The 23,431-nt window shown below is 62.3% G+C and carries 19 protein-coding genes; 3 read left to right on the top strand and 16 right to left on the bottom strand.

The window, feature by feature from the left end:
• Positions 1 to 3: 3 nt before the first annotated feature.
• Both ASD07_RS17215 and ASD07_RS17210 read right to left on the bottom strand, forming a co-directional pair.
• The gene (locus tag ASD07_RS17215; RefSeq protein WP_055932975.1) at positions 4 to 1,233 is read right to left on the bottom strand and encodes a M20/M25/M40 family metallo-hydrolase; all 1,230 of its coding nucleotides are present in this window, start codon (positions 1,231 to 1,233) and stop codon (positions 4 to 6) included.
• Positions 1,230 to 2,438: a urate hydroxylase PuuD gene (locus ASD07_RS17210; protein WP_055932972.1), complete on the bottom strand. Its 1,209-nt coding sequence runs from the start codon at positions 2,436 to 2,438 to the stop codon at positions 1,230 to 1,232. Before ASD07_RS17210 ends, ASD07_RS17215 begins: the two co-directional genes overlap by 4 nt.
• 113 nt (positions 2,439 to 2,551) lie before the next feature.
• Here ASD07_RS17210 and ASD07_RS17205 point away from each other — a divergent pair, with 113 nt between their 5' ends.
• The gene (locus tag ASD07_RS17205; protein ID WP_055932969.1) at positions 2,552 to 3,481 is read left to right on the top strand and encodes a LysR family transcriptional regulator; all 930 of its coding nucleotides are present in this window, start codon (positions 2,552 to 2,554) and stop codon (positions 3,479 to 3,481) included.
• Positions 3,482 to 3,637: 156 nt separating this feature from the next.
• On the top strand, positions 3,638 to 5,392 hold the full coding sequence (locus ASD07_RS17200) for an allantoate amidohydrolase (protein ID WP_055932966.1): 1,755 nt from the start codon (positions 3,638 to 3,640) through the stop codon (positions 5,390 to 5,392).
• A 6-nt stretch (positions 5,393 to 5,398) separates the two neighbouring features.
• Here the strand turns inward: ASD07_RS17200 and ASD07_RS17195 are convergent, their stop codons facing one another.
• From ASD07_RS17195 to ASD07_RS17180, 4 genes are read right to left on the bottom strand one after another with little or no spacing between them, the layout of a single operon-like run.
• Positions 5,399 to 6,481 (bottom strand): CaiB/BaiF CoA-transferase family protein, encoded by a 1,083-nt coding sequence (locus ASD07_RS17195; RefSeq protein WP_055932963.1) that lies wholly within the window; start codon positions 6,479 to 6,481, stop codon positions 5,399 to 5,401.
• A gap of 1 nt (position 6,482) precedes the next feature.
• Positions 6,483 to 8,615: an FAD-dependent oxidoreductase gene (locus tag ASD07_RS17190; RefSeq protein WP_055932960.1), complete on the bottom strand. Its 2,133-nt coding sequence runs from the start codon at positions 8,613 to 8,615 to the stop codon at positions 6,483 to 6,485.
• Positions 8,616 to 8,627: 12 nt separating this feature from the next.
• Positions 8,628 to 9,833, bottom strand: coding sequence for an acetyl-CoA C-acetyltransferase (locus tag ASD07_RS17185; protein ID WP_055932957.1), 1,206 nt, complete (start codon positions 9,831 to 9,833; stop codon positions 8,628 to 8,630).
• A gap of 10 nt (positions 9,834 to 9,843) precedes the next feature.
• Entirely contained in the window at positions 9,844 to 10,980 is a 1,137-nt protein-coding gene (locus ASD07_RS17180) for an acyl-CoA dehydrogenase family protein (protein WP_055932954.1), read from the bottom strand.
• A gap of 93 nt (positions 10,981 to 11,073) precedes the next feature.
• Between ASD07_RS17180 and ASD07_RS17175 the strand changes: the two genes are divergently transcribed.
• Positions 11,074 to 11,709, top strand: coding sequence for a TetR/AcrR family transcriptional regulator (locus tag ASD07_RS17175; RefSeq protein ID WP_055932951.1), 636 nt, complete (start codon positions 11,074 to 11,076; stop codon positions 11,707 to 11,709).
• A 4-nt stretch (positions 11,710 to 11,713) separates the two neighbouring features.
• Here the strand turns inward: ASD07_RS17175 and ASD07_RS17170 are convergent, their stop codons facing one another.
• From ASD07_RS17170 to ASD07_RS17125, 10 genes are all read right to left on the bottom strand, one after another.
• Positions 11,714 to 12,067 (bottom strand): hypothetical protein, encoded by a 354-nt coding sequence (locus ASD07_RS17170; protein WP_055932948.1) that lies wholly within the window; start codon positions 12,065 to 12,067, stop codon positions 11,714 to 11,716.
• A 112-nt stretch (positions 12,068 to 12,179) separates the two neighbouring features.
• Positions 12,180 to 12,614: an EamA family transporter gene (locus ASD07_RS17165; RefSeq protein WP_055932945.1), complete on the bottom strand. Its 435-nt coding sequence runs from the start codon at positions 12,612 to 12,614 to the stop codon at positions 12,180 to 12,182.
• 7 nt (positions 12,615 to 12,621) lie between these two features.
• The gene (locus ASD07_RS17160) at positions 12,622 to 13,857 is read right to left on the bottom strand and encodes a Zn-dependent hydrolase (protein WP_055932942.1); all 1,236 of its coding nucleotides are present in this window, start codon (positions 13,855 to 13,857) and stop codon (positions 12,622 to 12,624) included.
• Positions 13,858 to 13,867: 10 nt separating this feature from the next.
• Entirely contained in the window at positions 13,868 to 15,262 is a 1,395-nt protein-coding gene (gene hydA, locus ASD07_RS17155) for a dihydropyrimidinase (protein ID WP_055932939.1), read from the bottom strand.
• Complete coding sequence (locus ASD07_RS17150) at positions 15,263 to 16,741, bottom strand: NCS1 family nucleobase:cation symporter-1 (protein WP_055932936.1); 1,479 nt, start codon at positions 16,739 to 16,741, stop codon at positions 15,263 to 15,265.
• A complete protein-coding gene (gene preA / locus ASD07_RS17145) occupies positions 16,738 to 18,024 on the bottom strand; it encodes an NAD-dependent dihydropyrimidine dehydrogenase subunit PreA (protein ID WP_055932933.1) in 1,287 nt (428 codons plus the stop codon). The genes ASD07_RS17150 and preA overlap by 4 nt, the downstream gene beginning before the upstream one ends.
• Positions 18,024 to 19,391 (bottom strand): NAD(P)-dependent oxidoreductase, encoded by a 1,368-nt coding sequence (locus ASD07_RS17140; protein ID WP_055933534.1) that lies wholly within the window; start codon positions 19,389 to 19,391, stop codon positions 18,024 to 18,026. Before ASD07_RS17140 ends, preA begins: the two co-directional genes overlap by 1 nt.
• Positions 19,392 to 19,402: 11 nt before the next feature.
• Positions 19,403 to 20,905, bottom strand: a complete 1,503-nt coding sequence (locus ASD07_RS17135; RefSeq protein WP_055932930.1) for a CoA-acylating methylmalonate-semialdehyde dehydrogenase — start codon at positions 20,903 to 20,905, stop codon at positions 19,403 to 19,405.
• A gap of 15 nt (positions 20,906 to 20,920) precedes the next feature.
• Positions 20,921 to 22,036 carry an alanine dehydrogenase gene (ald, locus tag ASD07_RS17130; protein ID WP_055932927.1) on the bottom strand — a complete coding sequence of 372 codons (1,116 nt, stop codon included), beginning with the start codon at positions 22,034 to 22,036 and terminating at the stop codon, positions 20,921 to 20,923.
• A 12-nt stretch (positions 22,037 to 22,048) separates the two neighbouring features.
• Positions 22,049 to 23,365: an aspartate aminotransferase family protein gene (locus tag ASD07_RS17125; protein WP_055932924.1), complete on the bottom strand. Its 1,317-nt coding sequence runs from the start codon at positions 23,363 to 23,365 to the stop codon at positions 22,049 to 22,051.
• Positions 23,366 to 23,431 lie beyond the last annotated feature (66 nt).

The raw sequence follows: 23,431 nt of genomic DNA, 5'->3' as shown, positions 1-23,431 counted from the left end.
TTTTTACTCGGCTGCGAGGAAGTCCAGCAAAGTCAGGGCCACGATCTTGGTTGCCTTGCGCAAGTCTTCCAGCAGCAGTTTTTCATCCGCCTTCTTGGCATTCGATTCGGGTACGCTACGCGGCCCAGCGCCATATAGTACTGCGGGAATGCCTTGTTCGCCGTACAGACGCGCATCGGCGTACAGCGGCGTGCCGACTGCCGGGATATCCTCGCCCAGCACCGCGCGCGCATTCTTCTGCAAATTGGCCACCAACTTTTCTCCAGCCGGCAGCGGGCGCAAAGCATGCGACAGCAGCAGGCGCTTGATCTCCAGGCGGATGCCGGGCTCGCCCTGCACTGCGTCTTCAATCAGTTTGCGCACCTGTGCTTCCACCGCTACCGGATCTTCTTCCGGGATCATGCGGCGGTCCATCTTCATCACGACCTTGCCCGGCACCACATTGGTATTGGTTCCGCCGTCGATACGGCCCACCAGCATGGTCGGCGAATCGATGCCCGGCACCTTGGATTTGATCTTTTTCAGTTCCGGCAGCTGGCCGTAGACCGCATTCAAAATCCTGGTGGCCGCCTGCAGCGCGTCATGTCCGGTTTCCGGCATGGCGCCGTGGCCGGATTTGCCGTGCACGGTGATTTCAAGCTGGAGGCAAGCGTTGTGCGCGGTGACGATGTTGTAGCTGAAACCTGCCGCGATTACGTAATCCGGCCTGGTCAGCTTTTCGCGCAGCAGGAAGCCCGGCCCGAGCAGGCCGCCGAATTCCTCGTCGTAAGTAAAGTGCAATTCGACGCCGCCCTTTAGCTTGACGCCCAGCGCTTCCAGCGCGCGTACGGCGAAGATATAGGTGGCGAAGTCGCATTTCGACACCGCTGCGGCGCGCCCATAGATATAGCCATTGTCGATCACGCCGCCGTAGGGAGGGTAGGTCCAGCCCTCGCCCGGCGGCACTACGTCGCCGTGGGCGTTCAGCGCGACCGTCGGTCCGCCGGCTGCGTAGGGGCGGCGGATAATCAGGTTGGTGATCGACTCCATGCCGTAATCGCGCACTTCCCGCTCCGGCACGACATGCTTTTCCGCATTCCAGCCATACGCCTTCACCAGCTCCGCCACCGTTTCCGCGTGCGGCGTGTTATTGCCAGGCGGGGTATCGGTAGGCACGCGCAGTACCTGCTGCATGAATGCCACTTCTTCATCGAAGTGGGCGTCGATCCATTGGGTCAGTTTGTCGTTCATCATTTCGCTCCTGCTGCGAACCAGGCGCCCAGTTCGGCGCGTTCCGCGTCAGTCATATTGGTCAGGTTACCGATCGGCATATCTTTCTGCTCCACCGCGCGCTTGTGAATCTGCGCCGCGCGCTGGTGCACCTGGTCAGCCGTGTCGAACATCACGCCGGCCGGCGCCGTGGCGAAACCGGGCTGGGTTGGCGTCGCCGAATGGCAGGCCAGGCAGCGCTGGTCGACAATCGATTTCACTTTCGCGAATTGCGCCGCGGGATCTGCCGCAGGCTTCACGGCGGCAGGCTTGGATGGTGCAATGACCACGGCAATCGCCAGCAGCAGTGCCACGCCAATCGCCGGATAGCGCCACTCGACTCGCCCTTTGTGGCGCAGGTTGAAGAAGTGGCGAATGAAGACGCCGGCCGCCATGATAAAACCGAGCACCAGCCAGGCATTCTTGTTCTGGTAGGTCATCGCATAGTGATTGCTGATCATGATGAACAGCACCGGCAGCGTGAAGTAGTTATTGTGCACACTGCGCTGCTTGGCCTTGATGCCGTGGATCGGGTCCGGCAGGCTGCCCGCCTGCATGGCTTGCACCATCTTGCGCTGGCCCGGGATGATCAGCATCGCCACATTGGCCACCATGATGGTGCCGATCATGGCGCCGATGTGGATAAAGGCCGCCCGGCCGCTAAGCAAGTGCGTCAGCGCATAAGCCGCGGCAACCAGCAACATGAACACAACCAGGCCAAGCCACTTCTCGCTCTTGCCCAGCGGGGAGCGGCACAGGGCGTCGTACACCACCCAGCCGGCAACCAGGAAGCCGATGCCGATGCCGACCGCCTGCAGGCTGGAGAGGTCCGCCACCTGCTTGTCCACCATCATGGCCTGCGCATTGAAGTAATAGGCAATCGTCAGCAGCGCGATGCCGGACAGCCAGGTGGAATAGGCCTCCCACTTGAACCAGTGCAGCTCCTTCGGCAGTTCGGCCGGCGCCACCAGGTATTTTTGCGGATTATAGAAACCGCCGCCGTGCACCGCCCACAACTCGCCGGAGACGCCCTTCTTCGCCAGGTCCGAACCTGGAGCCGGCGGACGGATCGAGTTATCCAGCCAGACGAAATAGAACGACGCGCCAATCCAGGCGATGCCCGTGATGATGTGCAGCCAGCGCACCAGCAGATTCGCCCATTCCAAGCCGTAGGGCAGCAGGTATTCCATGTAAATCCTTGAGTTGAAGAAGTGGCAATCTATCGAAGATACGCGCTTTCGAGCCCCCACGACATGAAATATGTCGTATATTCAAGATATTCGAATTCATATACGTAAGCAAGATGTCCGGCCTGCCGCAACACCTCGATATTCACCTCATCCGAATTCTCTACCTGCTGCTGGTCGAGAAGAACGTGTCGCGCGTGGCGCTCAAACTGAATCAACCGCAACCCTCGATTTCCGCCTCGCTGCGAAAACTGCGCGAGCTGACCGGCGATCCACTGCTGGTGCGCGGCGCGCGCGGCATGGTGCCGACCCAGCACGGTGAAAGCCTGCTCAAGCCGGCCAAGCGCATCCTGGACGAGACGGAATCGCTGTTCGTGAAAAAAACGCCGTTTGTAGCGCAGGAGGAAGCGCGCACCTTCAACATCGCGGCGCCGGATTACCTGGACAGCCAGTTCCTGCCGAATGTGGTGGCGATGCTACGCCGGGGCTCACCCAAGAGCCGCGTGGTGATCCACTCGATCGGCCCCGGCACCGACTACCTGCGCCTGCTGTCGGACGGCGACATGGACCTGGTCATCGCCAACTGGGACGAACCGCCGCAGCACCTGCACATTTCCAAACTGTTCGAAGACCCGATCATCTGCGCCATGCATGCCGGCAGCCCATATGCCAAGCGCACCGCCAGCGACGCGATGTCGCTGGACGACTACCTCACCCTGCCGCATGTCGCACCATCGCAAATGGTGCCTGGATACGGCGGCGTGATCGACTCCTTCCTGGAACGCCAGGGAATGCGGCGCAATGTAGCGGTGGAATCGGCCTATTTCAGCCTGATCCCGTACATGCTGGCGCAGACCGACCTGGTGCTGACCACAGGCCGCCAGTTCCTGCGTTTTTACGAAAACTCGCTACCGCTCAAAGTATTTACGCCGCCGGTCAAGTTCCCGCCGATGCGCTTCTACCAGCTCTGGCACGAACGCGTGCACCAGGCCCCCGAACACAAATGGCTGCGCGACCAGGTCACCGCCGCCGCCAAGGCTCTGTGATGAAAGTCGGGGTCAGGTCCGGCAATCGGACATTTGCTGCGCAAATGTCCGATTGCCGGACCTGACCCCGACTTTCATAATGGCAGGTATATAGGGGCGCTTATGGCGCGAGACACTGATCGGGATATGATCGATTGTTCAAGATAGGACAAAGCAATGACCACGACTCTCCCTGAACTGAATTCCTGCGACCTTGCCGCTTTTGTTGACCGCCTGCGCGGCATCTACGAACATTCGCCATGGATTCCGGAACGCGCTGCGGCCCGGCGGCCATTTGCGACATTGGCGGCGCTGAAGCAGGCATTGCAGGGCGTGGTGAATGGTGCGACCGAGGCCGAGCAGCTTGGCCTGATCCGTGCCCACCCTGAACTGGCCGGCAAGGCCGCCATCGCCGGCGAACTGACTGCCGAATCAACCAGTGAACAAGCCAGGTCCGGCCTGAACCTGTGCAGCGCGGAGGAATTCGCAACCCTGCATAAGCTGAATGCCGATTACAACGCCAAGTTCGGCTTCCCCTTCATCCTTGCCGTCAAAGGTCCTACGGGGCAAGGCTTGACGCGCGAAGCCGTCATCGCCACCTTCGCACGCCGCCTGAAAAACCAGAAGGCGGACGAAACCGCGGAATGCCTGCGCCAGATTCACCGTATCGCCGAAATTCGCTTGAACGACCTGCTGGGCGTGAAGCTGGAGTTCGGCCCGCAGATCATGCAATGGTCGGAAGACCTGGCCCAGTGGAGCGATGACCAAGGCGCCCTCACCTGCGCCTATATGACCGACGCCCATCGCGCTACCGCCGCGCAACTGGCCACGTGGATGCGCGAAGCCGGCATGCAGGTCGAGATCGATGCTGTTGGCAACGTCGTTGGCCGCCACCTGTCCAATGCGCCAGGCGCAAAGACCGTCCTCACCGGCTCGCATTACGACACCGTACGGAACGGCGGAAAATACGACGGTCGCCTAGGCATCCTGCTGCCGATCGCCATCGTGCGCCACCTGCACGCCAAGGGCGAAAAGCTGCCTTTCAACTTCGAGGTGATCGGCTTCGCGGAAGAAGAAGGCGTGCGCTTCCGCAGTACCTTCCTTGGCAGTAACGCCGTCACCGGCAGGTTCGATATGGCCCTGCTGGACGCGCTTGACGCCGATGGCGTCAAGATGCGCGATGCGCTTGCCGCCGCAGGCCACGATATCGCCGCCATTCCCGCGATTGCGCGGCGCCGCGAAGATATCGCCGCCTATGTCGAGGTCCACATCGAACAAGGCCCGGTCCTGCTGCAGCATGGCCTGCCGGTAGGCGTCGTGACCGCCATCGCCGGCAGCTCGCGCTTCCTGGTCGAATTGCAGGGCGTTGCCAGCCATGCCGGCACAACGCCTATGCATATGCGCAAAGATGCGGCCGCGGCGGCGGCCGAAATCGTGCTGCTGGTCGAGCAGCGTTGTGCACAGGGCGAGGCATTGGTAGGAACAGTCGGCCAGCTTCAGGTACCCGGCGGTTCGGTCAACGTGATTCCCGGCGCATGCAAACTATCGCTCGACATCCGCGCTGCCGACGATACGGTGCGCGAGGCGGCGGTGCGCGATGTGCTGGATGGGCTGGCGGCCATCTGCGCGCGCCGCAATATCGAAGTCAAGGTGGAGAAGATCGTGGAGGCCAATGCCGCGCCGTGCGCACCGTGGTTGATGCAGCAGCTTGGCGATGCAGTCCAGCGCAGCGGCTTGCCGCGCTTTGACCTGCTATCCGGTGCCGGCCATGATGCGATGGCGATTGCGGCCCTGACCGACGTGTGCATGCTGTTCACACGCTGCGGCAACGGGGGCATCAGCCACAACCCGCTGGAGACCATGACCGCCGACGATGCGGAAATCGCCGCGCAGGTATTGCTCGACTTCCTGCGCGGCTTCCTGCCGCAATAAGACCATCTACCGTCGCAGCGCCGCGAGGATTTCCTCGTTGTGCTGGCCGACGGCTGGAATTGCGTTCGGCCCCGACGATGCCCGGCTGGCGGAGAACCGCGGCGCGGCGTTCGCTTGCAGTACTCCTTCGGTGGAATAAACGCCGCGCGCCTGCATATGCGGGTGCTGCGCCGCCTCCGACGGCGCCAGCACCGGCGCGAAGCAAGCGTCCGTCCCCTCCAGCAGTGCGCACCATTCGTCACGCGTACGCATCGCAAACAGTTCGGCAAACGCAGCCCGCTGCAGCGGCCACTGGCCCGCGGCATGCTGCGCCGCGAAGCGCCGGTCCCCAGCCAACCCAAGTTTCTCCAGCAGCAGTTTGTAGAACTTGCCCTCCAGCGCGCCAACGGTGATATCGCGTCCATCCTTGCAGCGGTAAGTGTTGAACCAGTGCGGCCCATCCAGCACCGAGGTGCCGCGCTGCTCGCGCATCAGGCCCACCGCCGACAGGTCCAGCAAGAGGTTCATCATGTGCGCGGAGCCGTCGACGATGGCAGCGTCGATCACCTGCCCCTTGCCGCCGCCGCGTGCGTGCAGAACGGCGGAAACCAGGCCCAGGGCAAGATACAGCGCCCCGCCGCCAAGGTCACCGACCAGCGTTGGCGGCGTTACCGGCGGCACGTCGCCAGCGCCGGCGTAATGCAGCGCTCCCGAAAGTGCGATGTAGTTGTTGTCGTGCCCTGCCGACTGAGCCAGCGGACCGTCCTGGCCCCAGCCAGTCATGCGTCCGTAGGCAAGGCGTGGGTTGCGCGCCAGGCATACGTCCGGTCCCAGGCCAAGGCGTTCCATTGCACCGGGCCGCATACCCTCGATCAGGCCGTCGGCATCCTCGACCAGTTGCAGCACGGTATCGATGGCGCCCGGCTCTTTGAGATCCAGCGCCAGCGAGCGCTTGCCGCGACGCAGGATGCCTGCGGTCGGTATCTCCGCCGGGCCGGGACGCTCGACCACGATCACTTCCGCGCCCAGGTCCGCCAGCAGCATGCCGCAAAACGGGCCCGGGCCAATGCCCGCTATCTCGATGATCCTGACTCCGGACAGCACGCCCATCTCAACGCTCCGTGTAGTAAGTAGTCCCGGCAGCGGCCATCGCCTTCAACTGCCCCGGCGGCGCAAAGCGGTCACCGTGAGCGGCCGCCAGGCGTTCACACTGCGCCACGAAGGCCGCCGGTCCGGCATTGTCGATCATGCTCAACGGACCGCCGCGGAATGGCGGGAAGCCCCATGCGAGGATAGCACCGACGTCCGCATCGCGCGCGGAGCGCAGTACGCCTTCATCCATGCAGCGTGCGGTTTCGACAGCCTGTACCACGGTCAGTCGCTCGGCCACGGCATTTACGTCCGGCTGCACTGCGGCGCGTGGGAACAGTTCCGCCAGGCCGCTCCACAGCGACTTCCTGCCGCCTTCCGGATACTCGTAAAAACCTTTGCCGGCCTTCTTGCCGATGCGGCCCAGTTCCACCATGCGCGCCGCGACTTCGTGGCCTGGACGGGCCTGGTAGGCATCGCCCAGGTCAAGGTGCGTCTGGCGGTCGATCTTCCAGATCAACTCGGACGACACTTCGTCCGTCAGCGCAAGCGGGCCGACCGGCATGCCCGCCTGCAGGCCGGCGTTTTCGATCAGTGCGGGCGCGACACCTTCCGCCAGGAGAGCCAGGCCTTCCAGCACATAGGTCGAGAACACGCGGCTGGTATAGAAACCGCGCGCATCGTTGACCACAATCGGCGTCATGCCCAGCGCACGAACCAGGTCCATCGAGCGTGCCAGCGTGGCTTCGGAGGTCTGCTTGCCGACGATGATTTCGACGATGGCCATGCGGTCCACCGGCGAGAAGAAATGCAGGCCGATGAAATTGGCAGGGCGCGCGCTAGCTTCCGCCAGGCCGGTGATCGGCAAGGTGGAGGTGTTGGACGCAAAGACCGCATCCGCCCCCAGCACAGCCTCTGCACGGCGCGTCACGTCGGCCTTGATGCCGCGATCTTCGAAGACCGCTTCCACCACCATGTCCGCGCCGGCCAGCAGCGAAAAGTCGGTCGTCGGGGTAATACGTGCCAGCAGCGCCTCCGATTTTTCGGCGGAGACCTGGCCGCGTTGCTGCTGCTTGGCGAGCAGCGCCGCCGAATGCGCTTTGCCTTTCTCGGCCGCTTCTTGTGCGGTATCGACCAGCACGACCTCGATGCCCGCTTTGGCGGCGACATAAGCAATGCCGGCGCCCATCATGCCCGCGCCCAACACACCGATCTTGCTGTACTTCTGCTGCGGCACTTCCTTCGGGCGCGAGGCCAGCTTGTTTGCCTCGTTCATGCTGAAGAACAGCGTGCGGATCATGTTCTTCGCTTCCGGCGACAACACGGTTTGCACGAAGTAGCGCGCTTCCGTCATCAAGCCGGTGTCGAGGTCCGTGATCAGGCCTTCGTATACGCAGGACAGGATATTGCGCGGCGCCGGGTAGTTGCCGTAGGTCTTGGCACGCAGCATGGCGTTAGCCGCCATGAATACCTGCTGCACCGCCGGCGAAGATACCGCGCCGCTCGGGATCTTGAATCCCTTCGCATCCCAGGGCTGCTGCACGCCGCCGGCAGCGATCGCGCTTCCCAGCCATGCGCGCGCCGCATCCAGTTCGGTGCCGGCCGGGACAACTTCGTTCAGGATGCCCAATTCGCGCGCAGCGGCAGCACCCAGGCGCTTTCCTTCCAACAGCATCGGCAAGGACTTCTGGATGCCGACCAGGCGCGGCAAACGCTGTGTACCGCCACCGCCCGGCAGCAGGCCGAGCGTCACTTCCGGCAAACCGAAACGCGCTTTCGGGTTATCGGCCGCCACGCGGTAATGGCCGCACAGCGCCACCTCCAGCCCTCCGCCAAGCGTTGTTCCCGGCAGCGCCATGGCGACCGGCTTGCCGCAGGTCTCCAGCTTGCGCAGCGCGCGGTCGAGGCGCACCACGCGCTCAAACAGCACTTCGGCAGTCTTCGCGGACAGCAGCCATTCCAGGTCGCCGCCAGCGATGAAGTCCGGCTTGGCGGACGTCATCAGCACGCCCTTCACGGCTGCGTCGGCAATCACGCGCTCTACCAGTTCGCACAGTGCGAGGCAGCTGTCCTCATTCAAAACATTCTGGCTGCGCCCCGGCATATTCCAGCTCAGGGTAGCAACGCCTTGGGAATCCAGGCTGTAATCGATCATTGTCCGTCTCCCTTAGATGCGCTCGATGATGGTTGCAGTGCCCATTCCAGCGCCAACGCACAGCGTGGCAAGGCCGGCCTGCAGGTCGCGGCGTTCCAGCTCGTCGAGCAAGGTGCCGAGGATCATGGCGCCGGTTGCGCCCAGCGGGTGGCCCATGGCGATGGCACCGCCGTTGACGTTCATCTTCTCGTGCGGCACATTCATCACTTCCATGAAACGCAGCACCACAGAGGCAAAGGCCTCGTTCAATTCATACAGGTCGATGTCGGACGCCTTCATGCCCGCGCGCTTCAATGCTTTTTCTGCGGCGTAGCTTGGACCGGTCAGCATGATGGAAGGCTCGCTGCCGATCGAGGCGAAGGATCGGATCCGGGCGCGCGGCTTGAGTCCCGCACGTTCGCCCGCTTCGCGCGTACCGATCAGCACTGCAGCCGCACCATCCACGATGCCCGAGCTGTTGCCGGCATGATGCACGTGCTGCATCTGCTCGATCTGGGGATAGCGTTGCGTGATGACGGAATCAAAGCCAAAGTTGGCGCCCATGTCGGCAAACGACGCCTTCAGCGCGCCGAGCGAATCAACGGTAGTTTCCGGACGCACCAGCTCATCGCGCGCCAGCATCGTCAAACCATTGCGGTCCACCACCGGCACCACCGAGCGTGCGAAGCGGCCTTCCTGCCAGGCGCGGTGGGCGCGCTGCTGCGATTCGACTGCGTACGCGTCGACATCACGGCGGCTGTAGCCCCAGATGGTCGCGATGGCGTCGGCCGAGATCCCTTGCGGCACGAAGTAGGAGTCGAAAGCGCTTTGCGGATCTACCGGCCATGCGCCGCCGGAAGAACCCATCGGCACGCGCGACATTGCCTCCACGCCGCCGCCGACCACCATGTCGGACTGGCCGGACATCACCTGCGCCGCAGCCATATTGCAGGCCTCGAGGCCGGAAGCGCAGAAGCGGTTGATCTGCACGCCGGCGACCGACTCGGCGTAGCCGGATGCCAGCGCCGCCACGCGGCCAATGCAGGCGCCCTGCTCACCGACCGGCTCCACGCAGCCCAGCACCACATCGTCGATCATCGCGCTGTCGAAGTTGTTGCGGCTGACCAGCGCGCGCAGCGCAGTCTCCGCCAGGCGCAGCGGCGTTACACCGTGCAGCGAACCGTCCTTCTTGCCCTTGCCGCGCGGCGTGCGCACGGCGTCAAAGATATAAGCTTCCAAGCTGGTCTCCTTACAGCGTACGGCTGATCAGTTCTTTCATGATTTCGTTGGTGCCTCCATACACGCGCTGCACGCGTGCATCGGCCCAGGCGCGGGTGATCGGGTATTCCCACATGTAACCATAGCCGCCGTGAAGCTGCACGCACTTGTCCAGCACGCGAAACTGCATTTCGGTGGTCCAGTACTTGGCCATCGACGCCGTCGCGGCATCGAGCTTGTCCTCGATGAGCAGCTCCATGCAGCGGTCGACGAACACGCGGCACATCTGCACCTCGGTCTTGATTTCGGCCAGCGCGTGGGCAATAGTCTGGAATTCGGCGATCGGACGCTTGAAAGCCTTGCGGTCGCGCGTGTATTGCACGGTCCATTCAAGGCCGGATTCGGCGGCTTGCACCGCCATGATGGCGATCTGCATGCGCTCCCATGGCAGTTCCTGCATCAGGTACTTGAAGCCCATGCCTTCTTCACCCAGGAGGTTCCGGGCCGGCACGCGCACGTTTTCGAAAAACAGCTCGGAGGTGTCCTGCGCCTTCATGCCGGCCTTCTTCAGGCGTTTGCCTTTGCTGAAGCCTTCCATCGAGGTGTCGACCACGAACAGGCTGATGCCCTTGGCACCGGCCGTCGGGTCGGTCTTGGCGACCACGATCACGCAGTCGGCGTTCCAGCCGTTGGTGATGAAGGTCTTGGAGCCGTTCATCACGTAATAATCGCCGTCGCGAATCGCGGTGGTGGCCACGCCTTGCAGGTCGGAGCCGGTACCAGGCTCGGTCATCGCGATCGCGCCGATCATTTCTCCGGTGGCCAGCTTGGGAATGTAATGCGACTTCAGGTGCTCGCTGCCGTAGTGCAGGATGTAGGGCGCCACGATTTCGGAGTGCAGCATGAAGCCAGGGCCCGAAGCGCCGACGCGCGCCTGTTCTTCGATCAGCACCATGCTGTAGCGGCGGTCCACGCCCACGCCGCCGTACTGCTCCGGCATGGTAGGGCACAGGAAGCCAGCTGCACCGGCCTTCCGCCAGGCGTCGCGGTCCACATAGCCTCGCTCCTCCCAGCGTTCATGATGCGGGGCGATTTCGGTTTCCATGAAGCGGCGCGCGGATTCGCGCAGCATGTCGTGTTCTTCGGTGAATAAGGTGCGAGGAATCATCAGGCAAGGTCTCCGTTGATGTTATAGGTCAGTTGACCGAAATAGTATCGGTCAGTTGACCTATTTGTCAATCGACGGGATAATTCGTGTCTTATGAAGAAAAAGTCAGACACGCCCCTGCAGGCAAAGGAATCCAACACCACTACCAAAGGGTTTGAGCGCGCCAGTGCGATCCTGGAGGCAGCCCGCCTGTTGCTGGCGCACGACGGTTATGCGGCGCTGGCCATGCGCGGCGTGGCGCAGCAGGTTGGGGTGAGCCTGTCGACGGTGCAGCACTATTACCCGAGCCGGGATGCGCTGATCGAAGCGCTGCTGGAGCAGACTTTCGCCCGCTACCAGGCTGGCATCGACGAACGCGTCGCCGCAGCCGGGACCGGGCCGCGCGTGGAGCTGTTCGAGTCGATCATTGATTACTTCCTGGCCGACTTGCGCGACCAGGTGTCGAGTGGGCTGTTCTTCGAAATCGCTGCGCTGGCAAACCGTCATCCGGTGGCCACGAAACTATTCGACACCATGATGACCCGCGCCCGCAGGACGCTGCGCAACCTGATCCACGAAATCGACCCGGCGCTGTCGATGCAGCAATGCGAAATTCGCGGCACGCTGATTGTGGCGCAGATGCTGGGCACCATGCTGTTCATCTCCGAAACCCGCCCCCAGCACAAAGAACTGGAAGACCTGGCGCACGAAGCCACCGTCGCAATCACCCGCATCGCCTTCGGCCGCTGATAGATCAGAATTTCGAGGCGATAGCGTTGCGCTGCTTTTCAACGGCCTTGCCATCCGCACCGCCAACGGTCATATAGACGAACGAGCCATACTGGATCTCCGCGCACTTTACTACTGCGCGAGTATTGCCGAGATTTCCGTAGGCTGAATCGTTGGCCTGCACCACCTGTTTGTAATTGAGCGATTCCAGCGCCTGCCTGGCCTTGATGGCGCAACTGGCCACAGGCATCTCGAGGACTTTATGGTGGGACCACAAGCTCGGTGGATGGCCCGCTTCGGAGGCTGCAATCTTATCCACGGAACGGGTACAGGCGGTCAATGCAAATGCTGCGAGGAAAACGGCGAAGTATTTGGTCATGCGGTGCTTTCGTTAGTAAAAAAACAGCCGCAGTATGTGCCGCCAGTTACCAGGAATCAAGCTGATACCGCGGTAATCGATACCAGAAATTACCGCAAGCCGCTGGCTTGCGCTAGGTTCTCCATGAGAGCAATAGTACTCCGCCGGCAATCATGCCGATGCCGCACCACGACTGCAGCGAAGGCCGTTCGCCGAGGAAGACTACTGCGAAGAGGGCCACCAGCACGACACTGAGTTTGTCGACCGGTGCGACACTCGATGCTTCGCCCAACTGCAGGGCGCGGAAATAGCAAACCCAGGATGCGCCGGTTGCCAGAGCGGAGAGCGTAAGGAACAGCAAGGTGCGGCCCGGGAGTGCGCGCGGGTCGCTCCACTTTCCAGCCAGGCCGACAAAGGCTGCCAGCACGACCACGATGATCACCGTGCGCACCAGCGTCGCCAGGTCGGAATCCACATCGCGGATACCGATCTTGGCAAAGATGGCTGTCAGCGCGGCAAAGGCGGCCGACAGCAATGCCCAATAAAGCCAGCCGTGCGGCGCGCTCACGCCAGGCTCACACGACGCCGGCGCGTTCCAGCATGGCGTGCAGCAGGACGTTGCAGCCTGCCTCCAGGTGCTCCTTCTTGGCGTCTTCGATTTCGTTATGGCTGATGCCGTCCTTGCAGGGAACGAAGATCATGCCGGCTGGGGCGACACGGGCGGCGTAGATGGCGTCGTGGCCGGCGCCGGAGACTACGTCCATTGTGGAGTAGCCCAATTTTGCGGTCGCCTTACGCACAGCTCCAACACAGTCGGGATGGAATGGACACGGCGGATAATATGACACGCGCTCAATCTTCACCGGAAGCCCGGTTTCGGCGGAAGTCTTGTCGATGAAGGCCAGCATGTCTTCATGCATCTTGTTCAGCAGCTCGTCGTTCACATTGCGCAGGTCGATGCTGAATTTGACCTCGCCAGGAATCACGTTGCGGCTGTTGGGGAAGACCTGCATCATGCCAACCGTGCCGCGCCCGTAAGGTGGATAGCGGTTGGCAATGGCGACGACTTCGGGAATGATCTGCGCCGCGACCTGCATCGCATCCTTGCGCAGGTGCATAGGCGTTGGGCCGGCGTGGGCCTCCATGCCGGTCACCGTGCAGTCGTACCATGAAAGCCCCATTACAGCCGGAACCACGCCGATGACCTTGTCGGCATCCTCCAGCACAGGGCCTTGTTCGATGTGCGTTTCAAAATAGGCGCCGATCGGATGCTGGCCAGGTACCTGCTCGCCTTTGTAGCCGATTCGTTCCAGCTCCTCGCCTACCGTCTTTCCCTCGGTGTCCTTGGCGGCGTAAGCATGTTCCAGCGTGAAGGCGCCGCAAAACACACCAGAGCCCATCATCACCGGCACGAAGCGCGAGCCTTCCTCATTGGTCCAGAACGCGACTTCGATTGGCGCGCGCGTCTTGATGCCTTTGTCGTTCAGGGTGCGAACGACTTCCAGCCCGGCCAGCACGCCGTAATTGCCATCGAACTTGCCGCCCGTTGGCTGGGTGTCGATATGGCTGCCGGTCATGATTGGCGGCAGCGTATTGTCTTCGCCATCGCGGCGCATGAACACATTGCCGATCTGGTCGACCGTGATCGACAGTCCTGCATCGCGCGCCCAGCCTGTTACCAGGTCGCGGCCCTGTTTATCGAGGTCCGTCAGGGTCAGGCGTTTGACCCCGCCTTTCGGGGTAGCGCCAATTTTGGCCAGTTCCATCAACGAATCCCACAGGCGGTCGCTGTTAATGCGTATATCGCTCATACTGCGCTCCTTAGCGCGCCGTCACTGGCGCAAAAGCTGGACGGTCGATGTGGCGCCCGGCCCCCTCGACTGCCCGCAAATCTCCACGATGGAATACGACTTTGCCTGCCGCCACCGTGGTGCTCGAAATCCCTTTGACGGTACGTCCCTCGAAGACATTGAAGCCGCCCTTGGCATACTGGGTCTTGGCCGAAATCGTGCGGGTTCCTTCCGGGTCCCACACCACGATATCCGCATCCGAACCGGCAGCGATCACGCCCTTGCGCGGATAGATATTGAAGATCTGCGCCGCGTTGGCCGACGTTACGCGCACGAATTCGGACGGCGTCAGCTTGCCGCTGTTGACGCCTTCGTCCCAGATTACGGCCATGCGGTCTTCCACGCCGCCGCAACCGTTCGGAATCTTGGTGAAGTCGTTGCGGCCGGCAGCTTTCTGTTCAGCGCAGAAGGTGCAGTGGTCGGTGGCGGTGGTGTGCAGGTTGCCACCTTGCAGGCCTTGCCACAGCGCCTTCTGGTGCTCGCGGCTGCGGAACGGTGGACTCATGACATGGCCGGCGGCGAACTCGAAGTCGGGATGGTCGTACACGCTGTCGTCGACGATCAGGTGGCCCGCCAGTGCTTCGCCATAAACACGCTGGCCGGCAGCGCGGGCACGGGTGATGGCGTCCAGCGATTCCTTGCACGACACGTGCACGATGTACAGCGGCGTATTCAGGACATTGGCGATAGCGATGGCGCGGTTGGCCGCTTCCGCTTCCACGGCCGGAGGGCGCGACAGCGGATGCGCTTTCGGGCCGGTAATCCCCTGGCGCAGAAGATCCTGCTGCAACTGGTATACCAGCTCGCCGTTTTCCGCATGCACAGTCGGGATCGCGCCCAGCTCCAGCGCGCGGCGGAAGCTCTTCACCAGCGTTTCATCGTCCGCCATGATGGCGTTCTTGTAGGCCATGAAGTGCTTGAAGCTGTTCACACCATGGCTGCGTACCAGCGTGCCCATTTCCTCATGTACTTTGTCCGACCACCAGGTGATCGCCACATGGAAGGTGTAGTCGCCAGCAGCCTTCTCGGCCCAGCCGCGCCACTGATGGTAAGCCTCAAGCAACGGCTGCTGGGGACTTGGAATGACGAAATCGATGATGGTGGTATTGCCGCCTGAAAGTCCGGCAGCGGTACCGGTGAAGAAATCGTCTTGCGTGACGGTGCCCATGAAAGGCAGGTTCATATGGGTGTGCGGGTCGATCCCGCCCGGCATGACGTACTGGCCGCCGGCATCGATCACTTCCGCCCCGGCTGGCGCCGCGAGCCCGGGTCCGACGGCGACGATCTTGTCGCCCTCGCACAGAACATCGGCGCGGAACGCACGGTCCGCGTTGACTACAGTACCGCCACGAATCAATGTCGCCATTTAGGCTTTCTCCGCTAATGGTGGATGGACCGTGCGGGCGGCCCTGCCCTTCATCAAAATGCCGTACACCAGCGCCGCAATTGCGATGCCGACGAACCATGCATAGGTATAAATCAGCTTGAAGCCTTCGCCGACGTCGCCAAACGATGCCGGAAAGGCCGCATTCAGGAAGCCCGGCACATTAGGCGCTACGCCGAACGCGAAGGCCAGCAGCGCGGCGGAATTCCAGCCGTTGGTGTAGCTGTATTCGCCATTGTCGACGTATAGCGCACCGACATTCAGTTCTGTCTTTCGGATCAGGTAGTAATCGACGATCAGCACGCCCGCAATTGGACCAAGCAAGGCCGAATAGCCGATCAGCCACGTGAAGATGTAACCCTGCGTCGTCTCCAGCAGCTTCCAGGGCATCATCGCCAGCGCGATGCCGGCCGTGATGTAGCCGCCGGTGCGGTAGGAGATATGCTTTGGCGCCAACGCGGAAAAGTCATAGGCAGGGCCAACCAGGTTGGCCGCCAGGTTGACCGAGATGGTGTCGATCAGCAGGACCACCAGCGCAAGCAGCACGGCCACGCCTGTCATGCGGCTGGCCAGGTCGACCGGATCCCAGATTGCCTTGCCGTACAAAACGACCGTAGCGGAAGTCACGATCACCGCCAGCGCCGCCAGCAATCCCATGGGCACCGGCAGGCCGACCGACTGGCCCAGCACCTGGTCGCGCTGCGTTTTTGCGAAGCGGGTAAAGTCCGGGATATTCAACGCCAGCGTGGCCCAGAAACCGATCATGGCCGTCAGCGAAGGCCAGAACGTCGGCCAGAACTGGCCGGCCTTCTTGCCGCCTTCGACAAATTGCGAAGGCTGCTCCAGCAAAGTACCGAAGCCGCCCGCCTTCTGGTAGACCCAGCCAAGCAGCACAAAGCAGATGATGATCTTCAGCGGTGCGGTATAGGTTTCCAGTTTGCGGATCGCATCCATACCGTGCACGATGTACCAGAACTGGATCGCCCAGAACGCAATGAAACAAAGCAGTTGCGCGCCATTGATGCCAAGACCGCCGATCTTGGCGCCGCCGATCTCGCCGCCCATCATCACGCCCAGCAGCGTATAGATCATCTGCCCGCCGAACCAGGTCTGGATACCGTACCAGCCGCAGGCCACAATGGCGCGCATCAGCGCCGGCAGGCGCGCGCCGGAAGTGCCGAACGAGGCGCGCGCCAGCACCGCATACGGTATACCGTATTTGGTTCCGGCATGGCCGATCAGCAGCATCGGCAGCAGCACAATGGTGTTGGCGAGAAAAACAGTGAGGACAGCCTGTCCCGCCGACATGCCGCCTTCAATCAGGCTGGCAGCCAGCGTGTAGGCGGGGATGCACATGACCATCCCAACCCAGAGTGCAGCGAAGTGATACCAGCGCCAGGTGCGCTGCGATTCATTGGTCGGGGCCAGGTCTTCGTTCCACAACTGGGAATTGTCGCTCATGCAGTCTCCTTGATTTCGGCGCGAGGATTGCGCGGGTCCTGCGTCCAGTTCATGTAAGGCTTGCCCGTGGGGACTGCGACCATCGTAATACAACCTTGCACCGGACAGGTAATTTCACACAAGTTACAGCCGACGCATTCTTCGTCATTGACCTTGTACGTCCGCGTGCCGCTCGCTTCGTCAACCAACTGGAAGATGGACTGGTGCGAAGTATCCTCGCAGGCCACATAGCAGCGGCCGCACTTGATACAGTCGTCCTGGTTGATGTGGGCGATGGACTTGTAGTTCATGTCCAGGAACTTCCAGTCCGTGGTATTCGCCACCGCCTTGCCCATGAAATCATCCAGCGTCCTGTAGCCCTTGGAGTCCATCCAGCGCTCCAGGCCATCCTTCATCTCCTGCACGATGCGGAAGCCGTGCAGCATCGCCGCGGTGCAGACCTGCACACAGCCTGCGCCCAGCGCGATGAACTCAGCCGCATCCTTCCAGTTGCCGATGCCGCCGATGCCGGAAATCGGCAGGCCGCGCGTTTCCGGATCGCGCGCGATCTCGGCCACCATGTTCAGCGCAATCGGCTTGACCGCCGGGCCGCAATAGCCGCCGTGGGTGCTGGCGCCGCCTACATTGGGGAAGGCCACCATCCTGTCCAGGTCCAGCGAGGTGATGGAGTTGATCGTATTGATCAGCGAAACGGCATCGGCGCCACCGGCCTTGGCCGCGCGCGCCGGACGCCGGATGTCGGTGATGTTCGGGGTCAGCTTCACGATCACCGGCAATTTGGTATGCTTCTTGCACCATGCCGTCACCTGTTCCACGTATTCCGGCACCTGGCCGACAGCGGAACCCATGCCGCGCTCCGGCATGCCGTGCGGGCAGCCGAAATTCAGCTCGATGCCATCAGCCCCGGTGGCTTCGACTTTCGGCAGGATGTCAGCCCAGTAGTGTTCTTCGCAAGGCAGCATCAGCGAAACCACAATGGCGCGGTCCGGCCAAGCCTTCTTCACATCGGTGATCTCCTGCAGGTTCAGCTCCAGCGAGCGGTCGGTAATCAGCTCGATGTTGTTAAAGCCAAGGACTTCGCGGTTCTTGCCATAGATGGCGGAGTAGCGCGACGACACGTTTACGGCTGGCGGATCTTCACCCAGTGTTTTCCAGACCACGCCGCCCCACCCTGCTTCAAAGGCGCGGATCACGTTGTATGCCTTGTCGGTCGGCGGTGCGGAGGCGAGCCAGAATGGATTCGGCGCCTTGATGCCGCAGAAATTGACGCTCAGGTCGGCCATTATGCTGCCCCCTTCTTTGATTGGATGTCGGAATGGATCGCCATTGCAGCGCGCTTGCCATGCTCCACGGCTTGCACGGTCAGGTCCTGGCCAAGCGAGACGCAGTCGCCGCCGGCATAGATACCCGGCAGGATGGTGCGGAAGCTGTCATCCACGTGGATTTTGTCGCCATCGCGTTTCAGCATCGCAGCCAGCGGGTCGGCCAGTGCAGCCGGCTCCATCGCCTGGCCAATTGCTTTAAAGACGGCATCGGCCGGCAGTTCGAACGTAATGCCGGTACCGATCATGCGCGATCCTTCCATCGCCGTGCGTTCGAAACGCATGCCGCGTACTCGGCCGGCTTCGTCCAGCAGGACTTGCTGCGGCTGCGCCCAGGTCTGCATGCGCACCTGGTTGGCCTTGGCGATATCCTGCTCGTGGCGGGTAGCGCTCATGGCGTCGAAGCCGCGGCGGTAGACCATCGTCACTTCCTCCGCACCCAGGCGCTGGATCTGCACCGCCATGTCGATAGCGGTATTGCCAGCGCCAATCACGATGGCACGGCGCGGCACCGGCAGTTTGGCCAGGTCGTCGGCCTGGCGCAGTTCGGCAATGTAATCCACCGCTGCCATCAGGCCGGGCGCATCCTCGCCGGTCAGGCCGAGGGCGCGGCTGGCGCCCAGTCCAAGCCCGAGGAAAACCGCGTCGTATTGCGCGTGCAGTTCTTTCAGGTGCAGGTTGGCTCCCAGCTTCTGGCCATGGCGCACCTCGATGCCGCCGATCCCCAGCAGGAAGTCCACTTCCTTCTGGGCGAAATTGTCGGTCAGCTTGTACTTCGCAATGCCGTACTCATTGAGTCCGCCCGATTTCTCGTGCGCTTCAAAAATCACGACATCGTTGCCCAGCATGGCCAGGCGATGGGCACAGGACAGGCCGGCAGGCCCGGCGCCGACGACGGCAACTTTCTTGCCGGTCGAGGGAGCGCGTTTGAACGGGTGGCCTTCCAGTGTCGCGTTATCGAGTGCGAAGCGTTGCAGCAAGCCGATCTTTACCGGCTGGCCTTCCGCGTCGTGATTGCGCACGCAGGCGTCTTCGCACAGGATTTCGGTTGGGCAGACGCGCGAGCAGCTGCCGCCAAGGATATTCTGCTGCAGGATAGTCACCGCAGCGCCGTTGATGTTCTTGTCATGGATGTTGCGGATGAAGCTCGCGACATCGATGCTGGTCGGGCAGATGCGCGTACACGGCGCGTCGTAGCAATACAGGCAGCGCGAGCTTTCAATAGCAGCCTGGCGCGCGTTCAGGGCTGGCGCCAGGTCGGTGAAATGACCGGCCAGCTCTTCGTTCGTGGCTTTCGGCTGCGGTATGTATTTGAGTGACTCGATCATTGGTTCCATCCTCACTTCATCTGTGGGAAAGCAAACTGTGCGCCAGCACTTGCGGTATTTGGCCAGCGCTCCATCACGGCCTTGTGGCGGGTATAGAAACGCACACCTTCCGGACCATAGGCATGGTGGTCGCCAAACATGCTGCGCTTCCACCCGCCGAAACTATTGAACGCCATCGGCACCGGCAGCGGCACGTTGACGCCTACCATGCCGACCTGGATCTGGCGCACGAATTCGCGCGCCACGCCGCCGTCGCGCGTGAAGACCGCGACGCCGTTGCCGTACTCGTTCCTGTTGATCAGCTCTACCGCCGTCGCAACGTCCGGCAGGCGCACCATGCACAGCACGGGGCCGAAGATCTCCTCCTTGTAGATGGACATGTCGGTCGTGACGTGGTCGAACAGCGTGCCGCCGATGAAGAAGCCGTTCGGGCGGTCGGCGACCTGGTAATTGCGGCCATCGACCACCAGGGTCGCCCCCTGCTCCACACCCTCGCCGATCAACCGTTCGATGCGCTGCTTGGCGGCCGACGTAACGACCGGCCCCATTTCGGCATCCGACGCCATGCCGTCGCGCACTTTCAGTGCAGCAGTGCGCTCTTTCAGTGCGCCCAGCAGCTTGTCGCCCGCATCGCCGATTGCCGCGACCACCGAGATTGCCATGCAGCGCTCTCCTGCCGAACCGAAGGCGGCCCCCATCAGGGCGTCGGCGGCCATGTCCATATCGGCGTCCGGCATCACCACCATATGATTCTTTGCCCCGCCCAGCGCCTGCAAACGCTTGCCATGCTGCGAGCCACGCGAGTAGATATATTCCGCAATCGGCGTCGAGCCGACGAAACTCACCGCCTGGATTACCGGATGGTCGAGCAGCGCATCAACCGCCACCTTATCGCCCTGCACGACGTTGAACACGCCGTCCGGCAGGCCGGCTTCCTTCAGCAGGCGTGCATGCAGCAGCGATGGCGAAGGATCGCGCTCGGAAGGCTTGAGGATGAAGGTGTTGCCGCAGGCGATAGCGATGGGGAACATCCACATCGGCACCATCACCGGGAAGTTGAACGGCGTAATGCCCGCCACCACACCGAGCGGCATACGCATCGACCAGGCGTCAATGCCGCGCGCGATCTGGTCGGTGTATTCGCCCTTCATCATCTGCGGGATGCCGACCGCGAATTCCACCATCTCAATACCACGCGCCACTTCGCCCTTGGCATCCGCGAACGTCTTGCCGTGTTCGCGGGTCAGCATGGCGGCGAATTCCTCGGTGTGCTGGTGGCACAGTTCGAGGAATTTGAACAGCACGCGCGCGCGGGTCAGCGGCGGCGTGTTCGACCAGGCGGGGAAAGCCGCTTCCGCAGCGCGCACCGCGGCATCCACTTCCTGCGCAGTGCCGAGCGCCACGCGTGCGACCGGCTCGCCCAGCGCTGGATTGAAGACATCGCCATAGCGCCCGCCGGCCGTGTCGACCTTCGCGCCATTGATAAAGTGGGTAATAGTATCGAGATTGCTCATTTCAAGCCCTGAGGATTAAGCCAGCAGAGATTCCGCCGGCACGTAGGTATAGCCAAGGTCGTGCGCCACCGCTTCATAAGTGACGTGTCCCTGGCAGACATTGAGTCCATTGCGCAGGTGCGGGTTGGCCTTCATGGCCTTGGACCAGCCCTTGTCGGCCAGCGCGACGGCATGACCGATAGTGGCGTTATTCAGCGCAAAGGTGGAAGTGCGGGCAACGGCTCCCGGCATATTGGCGACGCAGTAGTGCACTACGCCGTCGACGATGAAGGTCGGGCTTTCGTGCGTGGTGGCGTGCGAGGTTTCGAAGCAGCCGCCCTGGTCGATGGCGACGTCCACCACCACCGAGCCCTGCTTCATGCGCGACACCATGCTGCGCGTGACCAGCTTCGGCGCCGCGGCGCCGGGCACCAGCACGCCGCCGATCACCAGGTCGGCATCGGTCACGGCATCATCGATGGTGTGGGCGTTGGAAAACATGGTCTGGATGCGGTTGCCGAACACCAGGTCAAGCTGGCGCAGGCGGTCGACGTTCTTGTCCAGCACCGTGACGCGGGCACCCATGCCGACTGCAATCTGCAGCGCATTGGTGCCGACCACGCCGGCGCCGATAACCACCACATGGCCCGGCGCCACGCCGGGCACGCCGCCCAGCAGCAGCCCCATGCCGCCTTTGGATTTTTCAAGATGGGCAGCGCCAGCCTGGATCGACATGCGCCCTGCCACTTCGCTCATCGGCGCCAGCAGCGGCAAGCCGCCGTTTGCGCCGGTGATGGTTTCATACGCGATGCAGACGGCGCCGGATTTCACCAGCGCCCTGGTCTGCTCTGGATCGGGAGCCAGGTGCAGGTAGGTGTAAAGAATCTGGTTCTCTCGCAGCATCGCGCATTCCTGCGGCTGCGGCTCTTTCACTTTGACGATCATTTCCGCCTTGGCGAAGATTTCCTCCGCGGTCGGGATGATCGTGGCGCCGGAGCCCACATACATTTCGTCGGTCAGACCGATTGCAGCGCCCGCGTTGTGTTGCACCAGGACCTGGTGCCCGCGGAGTGTCAGTTCCTTTACGCTGGCCGGGGTAAGGCCAACGCGCGATTCCTGATTCTTGATTTCCTTCGGTACGCCTACCAACATGGTTCGTCTCCTCTAGTCTAGGTCCTTCAACACCTTTCCAAGCTTCCCGAACAATTCGTCGATGTGCTTCTTCTCAAAGGTGAGTGGTGGCGACAACGCGATGATGTCGCCGGTGGTGCGGATCAACAGCCCATCCGCGAAAGCTTTCTTGAACGCCGCGTACGCGCGCGCTCCGGGTGCACCTGCGCGCGGCGCCAGCTCGATGCCGGCCACCAGGCCAATGGTGCGAATGTCGATCACATGCGGCAGGCCTTTCAGCGAATGCACCGCATCTTCCCAGTAGGGCTGGATTTCCTTGGCGTGGTCCAGCAGCTTCTGTTCCTTGAATACTTCCAGCGTGGCCAGCGATGCTGCGCAGGCCACCGGGTGGCCGGTGTAGGTATAGCCGTGGAACAGTTCAATGCCGGCCGGCGCTTCCATGAAGGCGTCGTGGATGAACTTCTTGCTGAACACCGCGCCCATCGGGATGGTGCCGTTGGTCAGGCCTTTGGCGGCGGTCATCATGTCCGGCTCGACGTCGAAATAGTCGGTGGCGAACGGCGTGGTCAGGCGGCCAAAGCCGGTGATCACTTCATCGAAGATCAGCAGGATGCCGTGCTTGGTGCACAGTTCACGCAGGCGTTTCAGGTAGCCTTTCGGCGGCACCAGCACGCCGGTAGAACCAGCCACCGGCTCCACGATCACGGCGGCAATGGTGGAAGCGTCGTGCAGCGCGACGATGCGCTCCAGTTCATCGGCCAGGTGGGTGCCGTATTCCGGCTCGCCGCGCGTGAAGGCGTTCTTTTCAAGGTTATGGGTATGCGGCAGGTGGTCCACCCCTGGCAGCAGCGTGCCGTAAGGCTTGCGGTTGCCGGCAATGCCGCCGACCGAGATGCCGCCGAAGCCGACACCGTGGTAGGCGCGCTCGCGGCCGATCAGGCGGGTGCGGGATGCTTCGCCGCGCGCCTTGTGGTAGGCCAGCGCGATCTTCAGCGCCGTGTCCACCGCTTCGGAGCCGGAGTTGGTGTAGAACACGTGGCCGAAGCGATGGTTGGTATATTCCATCAGTTTTTCGGCGAGGTCGAAGGCGGCCGGGTGGCCCATCTGGAAGGTTGGTGCAAAGTCGAGCTGGCCGACCATCTCGCTGACCGCCGCCACGATTTTCGGCTGCCGGTGGCCGCACGGTACGCACCACAGGCCGGCGGTGCCGTCCAATATCTGGTTGCCGTCGACGTCCTTGTAATACACACCTTCCGCCGAAACCAGCAGGCGCGGATTGGCCTTGAAGTCTCGGTTGTTCGTGAACGGCATCCAGAAAGATGCCAGGGACTGCGGCCGGGCTTCGTTCATTGCTATCTCCCTTGGTGGGTTTTTTACGACGCTCAAAAAACTTTACCAGTTGGCAAAATCATGATG

This window comes from Duganella sp. Root336D2, from assembly GCF_001425005.1.
Classification (GTDB): Bacteria; Pseudomonadota; Gammaproteobacteria; order Burkholderiales; family Burkholderiaceae_D; genus Rugamonas.
This window is presented reverse-complemented; position numbering and strand designations above follow the sequence as displayed.

Bases quoted from the DNA above. Each gene is read 5' to 3' on its own strand.
- ASD07_RS17215 (WP_055932975.1), bottom strand. From the start codon at position 1,233: ATGATGAACGACAAACTGACCCAATGGATCGACGCCCACTTCGATGAA.
- ASD07_RS17135 (WP_055932930.1), bottom strand. From the start codon at position 20,905: ATGAGCAATCTCGATACTATTACCCACTTTATCAATGGCGCGAAGGTC.
- ASD07_RS17195 (WP_055932963.1), bottom strand. From the start codon at position 6,481: ATGGGCGTGCTGTCCGGAGTCAGGATCATCGAGATAGCGGGCATTGGC.
- hydA (WP_055932939.1), bottom strand. From the start codon at position 15,262: ATGGCGACATTGATTCGTGGCGGTACTGTAGTCAACGCGGACCGTGCG.
- ASD07_RS17150 (WP_055932936.1), bottom strand. From the start codon at position 16,741: ATGAGCGACAATTCCCAGTTGTGGAACGAAGACCTGGCCCCGACCAAT.
- ASD07_RS17140 (WP_055933534.1), bottom strand. From the start codon at position 19,391: ATGATCGAGTCACTCAAATACATACCGCAGCCGAAAGCCACGAACGAA.
- ASD07_RS17200 (WP_055932966.1), top strand. From the start codon at position 3,638: ATGACCACGACTCTCCCTGAACTGAATTCCTGCGACCTTGCCGCTTTT.
- ASD07_RS17205 (WP_055932969.1), top strand. From the start codon at position 2,552: ATGTCCGGCCTGCCGCAACACCTCGATATTCACCTCATCCGAATTCTC.
- ASD07_RS17170 (WP_055932948.1), bottom strand. From the start codon at position 12,067: ATGACCAAATACTTCGCCGTTTTCCTCGCAGCATTTGCATTGACCGCC.
- ASD07_RS17125 (WP_055932924.1), bottom strand. From the start codon at position 23,365: ATGAACGAAGCCCGGCCGCAGTCCCTGGCATCTTTCTGGATGCCGTTC.
- ASD07_RS17175 (WP_055932951.1), top strand. From the start codon at position 11,074: ATGAAGAAAAAGTCAGACACGCCCCTGCAGGCAAAGGAATCCAACACC.
- ASD07_RS17190 (WP_055932960.1), bottom strand. From the start codon at position 8,615: ATGATCGATTACAGCCTGGATTCCCAAGGCGTTGCTACCCTGAGCTGG.
- preA (WP_055932933.1), bottom strand. From the start codon at position 18,024: ATGGCCGACCTGAGCGTCAATTTCTGCGGCATCAAGGCGCCGAATCCA.
- ASD07_RS17180 (WP_055932954.1), bottom strand. From the start codon at position 10,980: ATGATTCCTCGCACCTTATTCACCGAAGAACACGACATGCTGCGCGAA.
- ASD07_RS17160 (WP_055932942.1), bottom strand. From the start codon at position 13,857: ATGAGCGATATACGCATTAACAGCGACCGCCTGTGGGATTCGTTGATG.
- ASD07_RS17210 (WP_055932972.1), bottom strand. From the start codon at position 2,438: ATGGAATACCTGCTGCCCTACGGCTTGGAATGGGCGAATCTGCTGGTG.
- ald (WP_055932927.1), bottom strand. From the start codon at position 22,036: ATGTTGGTAGGCGTACCGAAGGAAATCAAGAATCAGGAATCGCGCGTT.